This is a genomic window from Cryptosporangium phraense, from assembly GCF_006912135.1.
Classification (GTDB): Bacteria; Actinomycetota; Actinomycetes; order Mycobacteriales; family Cryptosporangiaceae; genus Cryptosporangium; species Cryptosporangium phraense.
This window is the reverse complement of record NZ_VIRS01000016.1, coordinates 49263-63346: the sequence shown is the minus strand read 5'-3', so window position 1 is coordinate 63346 and position 14084 is coordinate 49263. Positions and strand designations below refer to the sequence as shown.

Below are 14084 nucleotides of genomic sequence, written 5' to 3'. Positions count from 1 at the left end.
GCCGGTGCGCCGCCAGGTCTGGACGCGGGGTTCGGCACAAACCACCGCGTGCGGGCGGCGGGCGGGGGCGAGTTCGATGCGGCGGGCGGGGTTGTCGGTGATGAGGTCTTCGCGGATCGCGGCGTTGAACGCCGCCCGGAGCGTGGCCTTCACTTGGTGCAGGGTGGAGCCGGCGAGCGGTTCGCCGTAGCGGTTGCGCTGCTGCGCGAGGACGGCGGAGGCTTCGGTGAGCTGCCGGGCGGTGACCTGTCCGAGGCGGTACTGGCCGAGGTGCCCGAGTTGTCGGCGATCACCTCGGCTGGACCAGCCAGCATTCGGTCAGGTTCACGGTGTGGGAACGGTCGTGTTCCGCGGGAGCAGTCCCCGGTCGCGGAGGAAGGCGATGAACGTCGCGGTCTGCGCCGGATCGAGGGCGCATGTGGGGAAGGTGGTCGCGACGAGGGGTGAGCAGCGTAGTACCCAGCAGCCGGCTCGCCGGCGGGCGCTGCGGAAGTTGGTCCAGGTGATGGAGGCGGACTTGTCAGCCTGGGTCAGCCGGTAGTCGGTGTCGGTCATTTCGATGCGGATGGCCGTTTTCTGCTGGGACATTCGCCGTACTTGCCACCAGCTGAGCGCCACGACGAGCAGCAGTGGCGCGGCCCCGGCCAGAGCCACGGTGTAGTCGCCGATGACGATCGATTCCGGCAGCGTCACGGGGAGGAACAGAACGAAAATAGTGAGGACGACGGGGTGGGCGGCGGTGAATGCGCGCAGAGCGAGCCCGACGGTGGGGCGAAACGATGTAGTGAGGTACATGGTCGGTTGTCTCCGGATGTGGGGTTGGCGGGTCAGCGGGTGATGCTGCTGCGCTGGCCGCGGGGAGAGGTGAGTCCTCGGTCGGCGGCGAAGGCGGGGAACGCGGTGGTCCGCGCGCCGTTGAGGGCGTCGGCGGGGATGGACAGCGCGGACATTAGTGAGCAGCGGAGGACCCAGAAGTCGCCGCGGCGCTGGATGTTGGTGAAGTAGGTCCAGGTCAGCGACGCGGATCGGTCGCCGTAGGTCTGGTGGTAGCCGCTGGCGGCCAACGCGAGGGTGATCGGCCGGTGGGTGATGCGGGCGGCGCGTAACTGCAGCCGCAGGAGCGCCTCGATGGTCAGCATGCCGGCCGCGCCGGCGACGAGGAAGCTGAGGTCGCCGGTCAGCAGCGCCCAGACACCCCCGGCGAGGAGCAGGGCCCAGAGCACGCCGAAGACGACCCGGTGGGAGGCACGGTAGGCACGGGCGGCCCGCCGGGGTGTGAGCTGGTAGGTCGTGGTGACGGGTATCGGGTGTGGGGTTCCTTCGGGTGGCTGCAGGTCGATGGCCATCAACACTCGATTGAAAACAGACGTGAGGCCGCGGCCTGGTCAGGTCCGGTTCCAGACGGTCGGGTCCAGGGCGGCGAGGTCGGGGTATTCGTCGAGCCGTGAGTAGGCGACGGCCACGGGGTAGGCCGGGTCGGTGGACACGAGGACGTCGTGCCCGGTGAACGCGTGATGCCGGAACAGGATGCTCGCGGTGCCGCCGACGAGGATGTAGGCGGGGTAGTCGGCTTCGCCGTCGAGGTGTTCGGCGTAGTAGCGCTGGGAATCGGCGAGTGGGATGCCGAGGAACTGCGCGTGCGTGGCCGCGAGTTCGTTGCGTAGCGCTGCGGTCAGCCGTTGGGGGTCGAGGTGGCCTGGTGCGCCGGTGACGATGACCGCTGCTCGGCGGGTGATGAGCTGTTCGCCGCGGTGCGCGGTGACGAGTTCTCCGTCGTAGGTGAGCCGGGCTGGGCGCAGGCGTGGTGAGGTTGCGACGTCCCAGATCGGCCACGCTGGAAGCGGCCCCGTTCCGGATAACTCGGGGTCGGGGGATCCTTCGGGATCGGCCCACGGGAACAGGGCAGTTGACCCGGCCAGGTGATCCGTGGCGGGTTGGTGGCCGGCTGGAACGAGGAAGTCTCCGGTCTGCGGGTCGTAGTGGCACACGCCCAGGCGTTGAGACAGCGCGACCGCCTCGTCGATGGCGTCCTGATCCCAGCTGTAGGTCACTTGCATGATCACGAAGTGCGCTTCGAGGTCGGCGTCGGCCGGTGAGAGCTGATCGTCGAGCTCCGGCCAGCGCGTCAGGAGCTGCGCCCGGAACGTGGCGACCGCAGGGTCGGGCAGCACGACGGAGGCGTCGTCCATCGCGAGGCGGTCCATGACGACGTCGGGATCTGCGAGCAGCGCGGTCTTCCAGAAGTAGAGGTCTATCGACATGCCACTCCTTCGTGGTCGCGCGCGGGTGGTTCTCGATCGCGCGCGCAATGACCCCCACGTCGGCTGGAGAAATCCGGGTGCGTTGTTGGCATGACTCTGGGCGTTCGAGCTGCTTAGGTCCGTCCTCATGGAGCGGCGGCTGTCGGGCTCGGCGACGGCAGCGGTGACTCAGTCGGGGAGACGGCGGGTGGTGCGGGGCTGGGCAGCGCGGGTGTCTCGGAGGGCGCCGGGGCCGGTGTGTCGGGCGCCGCGGGTGTCGAGGCGGGGAGCGGGGGTGCGGTCGTCGTGGTGGGCGCGGGTGAGGGAGGCGCGGTGGCCGCGGGGCCGGTCGGGAACACGGTTGGGGACACCGGGGCGCGGGTCGGCGTGGCTGGGCGCGAGGGTGTGGGCGTCCGGGCGGGGTGTGGACTGGCGGCCGGCGTTGTGGGAGCGGGAACGACGACGCGGGTGGCGGCGTAGAACTCGGCCCACCAGACCGGTGCGATCCGGACGACGTCGCCGGTGGTGGGGGCGTGGAGCATGCGGCCGTGGCCGAGGTAAATGGCCACGTGGTGGATGGTGTTCCAGTTGGTTTTGTCGGTGGCGAAGAACAGCAGGTCCCCGGGGAGTAACGCGGTGACGGGGACGGCGGGGGTGGCGCGGTATTGGGGCCGGGCGGTGCGGGGCAGGTGGATACCGGCGTGGGCGTAGGCGGTTTGGACGAGGCCGGAGCAGTCGTAGCGGTCGGGGCCTTCAGCGCCCCATTCGTAAGGCTTTCCGCGTTGGGCCAGCGCGAACTCGACGGCCTTGAGCGCAGCGTCGGCGGCGCGGCCGTCCGCGTCGTGCAGGTAGCGGGCGGCGTCCGCGGCGTCGGTGGCTTCCTGGCGGCGCCGGTCGGCGGCGAGTATCGGCTGGTGGGCCGCGCGGAGTTTGTCGAGTTCCTGGCCGCGGTGGGTGAGGTCCGCGGACAGGTCGGTGACGGTCTGCTGCTGGTGGACGGTGGCCGCGGTGGCACGGTCGGACTCGGCGGTGGCCTGCTGGTGGCGTGTTTCGGCGACGCGTAAGGCGGCGAGGGCGGCGTCCGAGCGGGCGTCGGCGTGTCCGAACATGGTGTCGCGGGGGTCGGCCGGTAGTCCGGCGGGGCGCCGCGCGGCGGTGATGTAGGAGTCGCGGGATGCCGTGTCCACTGCGATGCGTGCGGTGTCGAGGTCGCTGGCGGCCTGAGCGAGCCTGGTGGCGGCGGCGGTCTGTTCGTTGGTCAGGGCTTGCAGATCGACGCGGGCGTCTTCGAGGCGTTCCGCGACCGCTTCGGTGGCGGCTTCGTGCTGGCGGACCTGGGCGGTGATCGGGGAGGTGCCTGGTGGTGTGGGTACGGCGGGTGCGGGGGGCGGCTGGTCGCCGTCGTTCGGGAGCGGGCCGGTCGGACCTGGAGACGGGACGTTTGACGCTGGCGCGCTGGGCTCCTGAGCGTCGGGAATCGGAGCGCCGGTTGGTGCGCTTTCGGGCAGGATCGGGCGAGCCTGGGTCTCGCGGTTGCCGGCAGGGAGGATGCCCGCGCCGGTGAGCAGTCCGGTCGCGGCGAGCAGCAGCGGCAGCATGGCGGCGAGGCCGCGGAGACCGTGTCTGCTGCGGTGGCAGTGCGGTGATCCGTAGGCGCAGCCGGTGGGCGTGGGTGCCCGGTGGCGGCCGGTGGTGCGGGGCGCGAGCGGGTTCAGTCGCACGTGGCCATGCCTGCCGGTGCCCGGCCGGTGGTGGCGGTGTGGTTGCGGCAGGCGGTCTGCCGGTAGGCGAGGGCGGCCTGCGCGGTGTCGAACTCCGCAACAGTGGTGGCCCGGCAGGTGTGGGTAGCGGATTGGCGCTGGCAGGTGCGCTTGGCGGTCTGCCGGCGCGCGGCGGCCTGCGGCAGGGTGGCGACGCCCCAGGTCCAGGTTTGCCAGGTGCCGTCGGGGCTTTTCCAGTCGATCCGATAGACCTGCGTGTTGCTCGTGGTCTCGGAGTTCTCCGCGGCGCTGAGGAACGACAGCAGGATGATCGCTGCGGTCGCGACGATCGCCAGCACCGGAAAGAATTGCGGGTGGCGTGTCGGTGCCGGTTTCCTACTTCGGCGTACGCGCGTGGGGTCCGAAGGGCGGATCCGGTCCTGGTCGATAAGGGGAACGGCCACGGATCACCTCGGCAGGCAGGAACTTGAACGGCCCCAGCCTGCATTTCGCCGCGATCGGAGTCAGGAATTTGCGGGCAACCCGCGGAAAGTCTGTGGAAACCCCGCAGAAGAATTGCGGGAAATCCGCAGCCGATTGAGGCGTAGCCGGAGCGCCGGCCGATCACACCGCCGTTGACTCGCGAACGACTCGGTGGGGGTCGCTGCGCAGATGCGCGGTGACGATGGTCCCTGGGGTGCCCGGGCGGTCGGATGCGGGACTGTCGATGGTGATGTGGCCGTCATGGAGGGCTGCGCGGGCATGCAAGGCAGCAATACCAATGCCACCAGAGTCGCCTGCGTCGCGGGGCCGCGCCGCGCGCCGCGGCGGAGTACTGCCGGTGGGCTGGGTGAGGCCGGTGCCGTTGTCGGTGACTTGCAGGGTGAGGTCGGTGCCGTGCTGGGTGAAGCTGAGGACGATGTGGGTGGCGCCGCTGTGTTTGACGGCGTTGGTCAGTGCTTCCTGCGCGATCCGGTACATGGCCAACGCGGTCGCGGTATCGACCGTCTCCGAGCTCCCCGGCGGCTCGGATCGGTACTCGACGGAGAGTTCGGGGTGTCGCCGGGCAATGCGATCGGCCAGTGTTTCGAGGGCGGCGTCCAGACCCAGGTCGGTGAGCAGGGAGGGGTGCAGGTCGGCGATGATGTCGCGCAGCGCGATGATCTGCTCGGCGGCCAGCGCGGCGCCGTCTTTGGCGGCCTGTCGCAGCTCGTCGACGTCGGGGTCGGCGGCGGCGTGCTCGAGGCTGCGCCGCAGGTGGATGAGTGCCTGCAGGGTTTCGTCGTGCAGTTCCCTGCTGGTGTGGGCGCGGCTGTTTTCCACCGCGGCGGTGCGGATCTTCTCCCGGTCCTGGCTGAGCGCCGCCCGCAGTTCCGGCCAGGCCAGCACCCCGGCGATCGCGACCAGGACCAGGGCAGGCAGATAGAACGCCCGCCCAGAGCCCACGATCGGTAGATCTCCGCGGATCGGCAGGCTGGAGAGCGCGACCGCTACCCCGAACAGCGCGCCAGCCAGATAGAGGACCCGGGTACGTGGGGCGGCGCGCAGCGCCAGCCCCGCGGCCAACGCGGTGCCGGCCACCGCGACGGCCGTGTCGGCGAGGCGCGGTATGGGGCGGTGGTCGAGGCTGACGGCGGCGACGAGGAGGATGACGCAGGCGCTGGTCAGCCGCTGCCGTAGAGGCTGAACCGTCGGCGTGGCGCTAACCGGCGGTGAAAAAGACACTCAGTCATGAAACACCACACTCGGCCGGTGTAAGAGTGACCTGTGAGAAATTCACATCCTGGAGTGCGTGCTGAGCTCAGCGGCGGGCTGTGCCCGTTGCGCGAGTGCCGTGCTCTCCCGGCCGACCCCCGTCGGGTCGGGTCAGTGGGGGAGCTGCGTGCGGGCATAGGCCGCGATCTGCGCGCGATCGTTGAGCCCAAGGCGGGTCCGTAGGTCGGCGCGGATGGATTCCACCGTCCGGACGCTGACCGACAACGTCTGGGCGACCTGGGCGTTCGTGTGTCCGTCGGCCCAGAGGCGGATCGCCGCCTGCTCGCGCTCGCTCAACCCGGCCGCGACCGGCTGAGGGCCGCGAGCCAGCCGGGCGGCCAATTGAGGCTGCACATAGGTCCCGCCCGCCGCGACTTCCGCGACGGCCGCTGCGAGCACCGCCGCGGGGGCATCCTTCAGCACGAACCCGGCCGCGCCTGCGGCGAGGACCGCCCGCACGACCGGCAGGTCGTCCTGCGCGGACAGGATCAGAATCGGCACTCCGGGTGCTCGGCGACGTAGCTCTGGCAGATGGCGCAGCGCGTGCCCGTCCGGCAGATTCAAATCCAGGACCAGCACCGCCGGGACGGTATCCGCGGCGAGGATCGCGTGCGCCTCGGCGAGCGTGCCGGCCTCCGCTACCACCCGGTAGCCGGCTTCAGTGAGCAGCAGCTTGGTGCCCGCCCGGGTCGTCGGGTGGTCATCGACGACGGCCACCCGCAACCCGGATGATGCGGAGACGGGCGCGCCGAGGTCGGTCATGCCCGCACTCTAACCGTACTGTCGAGCCCGCAGATTATCCGGACGCGAATCACTGGCACGGTTTCGTCCACGAGTGCGACCTTGCGGATAAGCCGCAAAGGAATTGCGGGAAATCCGCAAGCGCATTGCGGTCGATCCACAGACCTGTTGCGGGTTACCCGCAATTCCTGGCGCACCGCATTTCCTTATCGGCAATCTGACGCGGCTCGGTACTCCTGAGCTTTCTGTGTTGTCTGTGCCCATGGGGGTGCGTGGTGTTCCGCTCGTTCGCTGCCCGGCTCGCGTCGCCGGTCTCTCCACCGTTATCGGCCACGGCGCCCCCTACGCACCCCGTACCGCCGGTGCCGCTTCGGCGGCGGCTGCACACCGCGCTCCTGCTCGCGCTTGTGTTCGCGCTGGCCGTGTCGCTCGCGCAGCTACCTGGGATGCGCCGCGCGAAGGCCGCGCCGGTTCCGGCGGTCAAGCCGGCCGCGCCGGCCGCGACCGGGCCGCTGACCCGACCGGATCCGGGCGCGGCCCGGCTGACCGCCCGCGCTACCGGGAAACGCGTCGAGGTGCTGTCCCGGCGGACCGACACGACTCAGGTGTTCGCCAACCCCGACGGTTCACTGACCATGACCGCCAACGCCCGGCCGGTGCGGGTCAAGCGCGCCGACGGCTCGTGGGACCCGATCGACACCGACCTGGCGGCTGGCAGCGACGGCACGGTCCGGCCGAAGGCCACCAGTGTCGACCTGGGGTTCTCCGGCGGCGGCACCGGCCCGCTGGTCACCGTCGGCTACGGCGGCACGACGCTGACCATCGACCCGCCGAAGGTCCTCGGCGAGCTGCCCACGCCGACGCTGTCGGGGGACACCGCCACCTACCCGGACGTGCTGCCCGGTGTGGACTTGAAGGTCACGGCAGATGGCCAGGGCTACTCCGAGGTCCTCGTCGTGAAGACCGCCGAGGCTGCCGCGAACCCCGCCCTTCAGGAGCTGTCGTTCCCGACTTCGGTGCCGGGTGGCCAGGTCACCACCGATCAGGCCGGAACGCTGCAGGTCTTCGGGAAGAATAAGGACAAGCCGGTGCTGGTCGGCGCGGCGCCGCGGATGTGGGACTCCTCGGCTGCGGCCACCGACAGCGCGGGTAAGCCGCGGCTGGGTGGCTCGTCGAAGGGCCCGCGGACCTCCAAGCGCCGCAAGCAGCTGACCACCAGCGTCACGGCCGGCAAGGTCACCGTGAGACCGGACGCGGCGCTGCTGACCGGTGCGGCCACGCAGTACCCGGTGTTCATCGACCCGGGGGTGACGGTCAACCGTTTCCTGTGGTCGCTGCTGGAGTCCGACGACCCCAACACCCCTTACTACAACTCGAGCCTCCCGGCGGTCGTAGGCACCTACAACTCCGGCGCCACGAAGTTCCGGTCGCTGTTCGGCATGGACACCAAGCCGCTCAACGGCACGCACATCATCTCCGCGAACTTCCGGATCCACGAGACCGACTCGTGGAGCTGCACCGCCACCCCGTTCCAGCTGTGGGACACCTCGGCGATCTACTCCACGACCACGTGGGCCAACTACACCGACGACACCGCGCACTGGAAGAACTTGCTCGGCACCCAGACCACCGCCCTCGGCGGCGGCAGCAGCTGTCCCGCCGGTGACGTGTCCTTCCCGATCACCGCGCACATTCAGACCGCCGCGAACTCCGGCTGGTCGGGGACCTCGCTCGGGATCCGGGCGCCGGTGGCGAATGAGTCGAACTCGACCTACTACAAGGAGTTCGACAACTCACCGGTCCTGGACGTCACGTACAACACGGTCCCGACCCAGCCCCGCGGGCTGACGATCACCGACTGCTACGTCAATTGCACCGACCCGCGGAAGATCTCCGCGACCAAGCCGCAGTTCCGCACCATCGTCAAGGACGGCGACGCCGGCCAGCGCGTTCAGACCGAATATCGCGTCCGGCAAGGCACCACCGTCATCGCCTCCGGCCTGTCGAACTCCGGCACCAACGGCTCCTGGGTCGCCTGGACCCCGTCAACCGCGTTGACCAACGGGCAGTCCTACACCGTGTCGGTCCGCGGCTACGACGGCGTCGACTACTCACCTTGGTCCGCCGATGCCACCTTCAGCATCGACACCACACCACCCGTCGCCGCCACCGTCTCGAGCACCGACTATCCCGCCGGAGCCTGGTCCAAACGCGCCGACCAAGCCGGCAACTTCACGCTCGGCAACAACAGCGACTTCGCCGGCTTCGCCTACGGGCTCGACCAGAACCCACCTACCACGGAGATCCGCGCGACCTCCGGCGCCGCCACGATTTCTCTGACGCCCGACGTTGACGGCCCGCACACCCTCTACGTCCGCCCCCGGGACGCGGCCGGCAACTATGGACCGCTCACCTCGTACGCGTTCAACGTTGGTCAAGCGGCCATCACCACCCCGGTGAAGGGTCAGCAGGTCACCGGTTTCACCTCGGTGCAGGCCGTTGCTCCGTCAACGGTGAGTGGCTACACACTCCAGTGGCGTCGCGCCGATACCGACACCTGGGTCAACGTCCCCACCGCTGACGTCACCCTCGCCGCTGGCGGAGCCGTCACCTGGCCGCAGGCCCGCGTTTCGGGTGCCTTCCCGAAGCTCACATGGAACGTCGCCAAGACCTTCAACGACGCCGAACCCGGACCCGACCCGCTAGACGGCCCCGTCCAAGCACGAGTCCTGCTCCCCGGCACCTCAGGCGATTCGGCGCCACTGAAGTTCACGCTCAGCCAAGCCGCCGATGGAGCCGCCTCCGCGAGCGTCGGGCCAGGGTCGGTCAACCTGGTCAGCGGCAACCTCGCGATCAATTATTCCGATGTGTCCGTCGACTCCTACGGCAGTGACCTGACCGTCGGGCGAACTTTCAACACCCGTAAGGCAACGACGACCGACCCGACGGCGATGTTCGGCCCGGGCTGGACCTCCACCGCCTCGGTCCTGGCGGCGGACTCCACTTATACCGGCCTGACCGTCGTGGGCACGGTCGTGCAGGTCGGTACGTCTGGCGGCAGCTCGATCGGATTCACTGTCAAGTCCGGCGGCGGTTACCTGCCCGAGCTCGGCTACGAAGACCTCACCCTCGCTAAACCCGATGCGAACACCTACACGCTGGCCGACCTCGACGGAAACGTCACCACCTTCACTCTTCCCAGCGGCTCAACTGCGTGGAAGCCAACTGCGGTCACCGTGCCCGGGTCCGCCCAGACCACCACGACCTCATGGGAAACCGCGACCGTCGCCTCGACTACCGTCACCCGGCCGACCCGAATCCTCGCGCCGGTACCTAACGGCGTCACCTGCGGCGCCGGCATCGCCGGACTGGTGAAGGGCTGCCGCGCGCTGTCATTCACCTACGCCACCATCACGACCGCCACCGCCACCACTCCCGGCGACTACACCGGACGGGTCACCCAGATCGCCTTCACTGGTTGGGATCCCGATCTCTCCACCCCAGCGATGCGCACCGTCGTCCTCGCCAAGTATGCCTACGACAGCAACGGCCGGCTGGCCAGCGTCTGGGACCCCCGCCTGGACAACGGCAGCGCCCACCTCGCGACCACCTACACGTACGACGCCGACGGCATCCTCGCCACGATCACCCCGGTAGCCGAGCAGCCCTGGCAGCTCTCCTACACCACCGTCCCTGGTGACACCGGTAAGGGACGGCTAAAGCAGGTCACCCGCTCCGCGCTGACCGCCGGAACCGCCAAGACCACCGTCGTCTACAAGGTCCCCGTCTCAGGCGCAGGCGCCCCGTACGATCTGTCGGCCAGCCAGACCACCCGCTGGGGACAGGCCGAACCGCCCGCCCAGGCCACGGCGGTCTTCAGCCCCGACCAGGTCCCCGACGGCGACCCAGCCGCCGGCACCATGCCCTCGTCCTGGACACGCGCGCAGATCAGCTACCTCGACCCTTCCGGACGTACCGTCAACACCACCGCCCCGGGCAACTACACCGACGCAACCTGGTACGACGCCACCAACAACGCCGTCCGGATACTGACCGCCACCAACCGGGCCCGGGCGCTGAACGCCAGCACTACCGACACCGCCACCGACGAAGCAGCTCTCGCCGAGCGGTACACCACCCGGAATCTCTTTGAAGCTGGCGGCCGGCGTCTCAAGGAGACATTCGGCCCCGAACACGACACCGCGATCCCGGACGGATCTGGTGGATGGATCACCCAGCGCGCCCGCACCCACACCGTCAACACCTACGACGAGGGCGCCCCCTCCGGAAACACCTACGACCTCGTCACCACCCAGGTCACCGGAGCGCGGCTAGCCGACGGCAGTGACGCGGACACCCGCACCACGACCACCGGGTACGACTGGAACCTCCGCCAGCCCACCTCGGTCACCACCGACCCCGCCGGGCTGAATCTCACGGCCCGCACCGCCTACGACGCCACCACGGGCCTCGTCACGTCGACTACCGCACCGGCGGGCGGCACTACGACCAACACCCCGCGGACGACTCAGACCGTCTACTACTCGGCGGGGACCAATACCACTAACAGCGAATGCGGCAGCCACGCCGAATGGGCGAACCTGCCCTGCCGCGTTCAAGCAGGGGGTAGCCCGTCCGCGGGCCAGCCGATCCCGGTGACTACCACCACCTACGACCTGTTCAACCAACCCCGCGTCTCCACCGAGAAGACTCCGTCAGGCACGCTCCTGCGCACGACGACGACCGCCTACGACAGCGCGGCCAGGCCCCTCACCACCGACGTCGCCGCCAGCGCCGGGACCGCGCTGCCGACCACCAAGACCGTCTATGAGGCCTCCACCGGACGAGCCATCCGCACCCAGTCGCTGTCCGGCACTACCGTCACCGCCGAGATCGTCCGCGGCTACGACGGACTCGGACGGCTCACCTCCTACATCGACGCCGACGGCACTACCGCCACGACGACTTACGACTTGCTTTCCCGGCCGGTGACGACGTCGGACGGCAAGGGCACCCAGACGCTGTCGTACGACGACGGCGCGGAACGTCGGGGTTTGCTGACACAGGTCGTGGACTCCCAGGCGGGCACGTTCACCGCCAGCTATGACGCCGATGGGAGGATGATCGCCGAAGGCCTGCCAAACACGCTAACGATCACGACTGCGTACGACGAGACCGGCGACGCCGTCACGCAATCCACCAGCGAACCTGGCTGCACACCCACCAATGACTGCATCGACCTCGATGAGCAAGTCACCCAGACTGCGCACGGGCAATGGGCTACTCACTCCACCGATCTGTCTGGTCAGGAGTACGCCTACGACAGAGCCGGGCGACTGACCAAGACTCGCGATTACGCCGAGCCGGTCTCCGGATATGCCGGATGCACTACCCGCAGCTACGGCTTCGACAACGCCACAAACCGCACCAGCTACACCAGCTACGCCCCCGCCGACGGCGGCGACTGCCAGACCGCCACCGCCGCTACCTCCAAAACGTGGACCTACGACACCGCCGACCGCACCACATCCACTGGCTACACCTATGACGCCCTCGGCCGTACCTCCACCGTCCCCTCCGCCGACACCGCCAACAGCGCCGGCGATCTGACCGTCAGCTACTACACCAACGACCTCGTTCGCGCGCTGACCCAAGCTGGGACGACAACCACATACGCCCTAGACGTGCTCCCGAGTCGGGCACGATCCTGGGGCAACGGGTCCACAACTAATACCAATCACTACGACAGCGACAGCGACGCACCGTCTTGGACCGCGGCCGGATCCACCTACAGGCGCAACATCGCAGGCCCGGACGGCGCCTTGGCCGCCATCTACGACTCAGCCACGGGAAAAACCCGCATCCAAATCACTAACCTTCACGGCGACATCCTTGCTATCGCCGCCAGCAATCTCACCACCGATCCCGGCATCCTCGCCACCTTCGAAACTGACGAATACGGCAACCCCCGAGACTCCGGTGACATCGGCTACGTCCGCTACGGCTACCTCGGTGACCATCAACGCGCCGCCGATAACCCAGCCGGTATCACTCTCATGGGCGTCCGCCTCTACAGCCCCGCAACCGGGCGCTTCCTTCAGAGGGATCCGTTGGTTGGTGGCTCCTGCAACGACTACGAATACGGCTGCGGCGACCCGGTCAACCAACTGGACCTAGACGGGCGTTGCATCTGCCTGCCGATCCAACACGCGCTCGACCGGTACATCACCCTCCAGGCCAAAACCCTTATCTACATCTACAAGGGTGCGCGCTGGGTCTATGTCAATAAGCGCTGGATCTTTATCGGCGCGATCGCCGCGTTCAACCCTGCTGCTGCCGCTTACTGGGCCAGCAAAGCCGGCGGGAAGTCTAGCGGAGGTACCGGGTCATCGAACTCCGGCCGCGCGCCCCAAATGCAGCCCAGCCAATCTCCCAAGTGGAGAGGTTTTCGCAACTTCCGTGGAAATCGGAAATACAATGGAAAAGATGGCCGCGCTCGGGAATACTATGAATGGGACTACACGCACGGAGACATTGAGGTCTACGATTACCGCGGAGTCCACAAGGGGTCAATGGAACCGACGACGGGAAAGATATACAAACCTGCGGTACGCGGAAGAAGAATCACGCTGTAGTCGAGCTATCACCTCCCAGGAGCTTCCGATTTTCGATCACACGACATGCGATCAGCTCGGCCCGGCAGTACTTAACCCTGACGTACCGCTAACCTACTCCGCCGCCGTTCGGGAGGTGACTCTGGCCATCCGCGATGGAGGGACGTCAGGAATCGAAGTACGGTACTGCCCTTGGTGCGGAGTCTCGTTGCCGATCTCGCTTCGAGAAGTCTGGATCGAGGAAATCCTCGGCATGGGATTTCAGCCGGAGAGTGCGACTCTGCCCGCTGAATTTCGCTCAGAGGACTGGTGGCGCGCTCGAGGCCTTTGAGTTAGCGCATTGATGGAGCTGTGAGGTCTGTCAACGGTAGTTCAGGTTGGCTCTGATCTAAATCCTGTGATGTTGTGACGCTCAGTTGCTGAGGCGGATTTGTCGGCAGAGGAGGTCGAAGCCGGCGCAGCCGTAACCGTCTCGTTTGATGCGTTTGATCCGATCGACGTTGCCTTCGACGATGCCGGAGCTCAATTCCGGCAGCAGCGTCTGCTCGTTGAGCCACAACGACCTGCGGTCGCCAGAACAACACGGTGGCGTACCACGCGCCCAGCGCCGTCGTGGACTCCTCGCCCTGCTACAGGGTCGACGGACCCATCCGATCGAGGAGCTCCTTCGTGGCATGGACGACAAACACCCACCCACTATGCCCGCAACCCTTCCATCCCTGCCGCGCGGCGGAGCCCGCTACCTACGGGCTACGGGGCTGGTCGCGAGCGGATAGAGCCGGTAAGGGTTGATCGGTGGTTGCTCGGATGTCATGGAGCGCCGTAGCTCGGGATGGTTCGTGGTGGCGCGGCGGCCACCTCTCGACGTTTTCGAGTCCTGAGCTCAGGCTTCATAGCGGATGTCATCAGGTAGTTCGTGGTAGCGCGGGGTAGATCCTGGTGGTACAAATGCCTTAGGCGACTTGATAATCCTCCATTTCGGACCTCTAACCCGCGGGTTTCTGGGTTCGATCCCCAGGCGGCCCACCCGCTGA

At 68.0% G+C, this 14084-nt stretch carries 10 protein-coding genes; 2 read left to right on the top strand and 8 right to left on the bottom strand.

Annotated elements, in window-relative coordinates; all coding sequences use genetic code 11:
• Positions 1-324 precede the first annotated feature (324 nt).
• From FL583_RS22230 to FL583_RS22200, 7 genes are all read right to left on the bottom strand, one after another.
• Positions 325-795, bottom strand: a complete 471-nt coding sequence (locus tag FL583_RS22230) for a hypothetical protein (protein WP_142706654.1) — start codon at positions 793-795, stop codon at positions 325-327.
• Positions 796-827: 32 nt separating this feature from the next.
• Positions 828-1346 carry a hypothetical protein gene (locus tag FL583_RS22225; protein ID WP_142706653.1) on the bottom strand — a complete coding sequence of 173 codons (519 nt, stop codon included), beginning with the start codon at positions 1344-1346 and terminating at the stop codon, positions 828-830.
• 39 nt (positions 1347-1385) lie between these two features.
• Positions 1386-2261: a hypothetical protein gene (locus FL583_RS22220; protein ID WP_142706652.1), complete on the bottom strand. Its 876-nt coding sequence runs from the start codon at positions 2259-2261 to the stop codon at positions 1386-1388.
• Between the two features lie 125 nt (positions 2262-2386).
• Positions 2387-3961, bottom strand: coding sequence for a C40 family peptidase (locus tag FL583_RS42490; RefSeq protein WP_142706651.1), 1575 nt, complete (start codon positions 3959-3961; stop codon positions 2387-2389).
• Complete coding sequence (locus FL583_RS22210) at positions 3952-4404, bottom strand: hypothetical protein (protein ID WP_142706650.1); 453 nt, start codon at positions 4402-4404, stop codon at positions 3952-3954. Before FL583_RS22210 ends, FL583_RS42490 begins: the two co-directional genes overlap by 10 nt.
• A 160-nt stretch (positions 4405-4564) precedes the next feature.
• Entirely contained in the window at positions 4565-5665 is a 1101-nt protein-coding gene (locus FL583_RS22205) for a sensor histidine kinase (RefSeq protein ID WP_142706649.1), read from the bottom strand.
• Between the two features lie 141 nt (positions 5666-5806).
• Positions 5807-6457, bottom strand: a complete 651-nt coding sequence (locus tag FL583_RS22200; protein WP_142706648.1) for a response regulator transcription factor — start codon at positions 6455-6457, stop codon at positions 5807-5809.
• 341 nt (positions 6458-6798) lie between these two features.
• Between FL583_RS22200 and FL583_RS42485 the strand changes: the two genes are divergently transcribed.
• Entirely contained in the window at positions 6799-13071 is a 6273-nt protein-coding gene (locus FL583_RS42485) for an RHS repeat-associated core domain-containing protein (RefSeq protein WP_142706647.1), read from the top strand.
• Positions 12971-13381 carry a DUF6980 family protein gene (locus FL583_RS43020; protein WP_420843170.1) on the top strand — a complete coding sequence of 137 codons (411 nt, stop codon included), beginning with the start codon at positions 12971-12973 and terminating at the stop codon, positions 13379-13381. The genes FL583_RS42485 and FL583_RS43020 overlap by 101 nt, the downstream gene beginning before the upstream one ends.
• A gap of 81 nt (positions 13382-13462) precedes the next feature.
• On the opposite strand, the gene FL583_RS40260 is transcribed toward FL583_RS43020, so the two are convergent.
• Positions 13463-13609, bottom strand: a complete 147-nt coding sequence (locus FL583_RS40260; protein WP_170323807.1) for a hypothetical protein — start codon at positions 13607-13609, stop codon at positions 13463-13465.
• Positions 13610-14084: the final 475 nt, after the last annotated feature.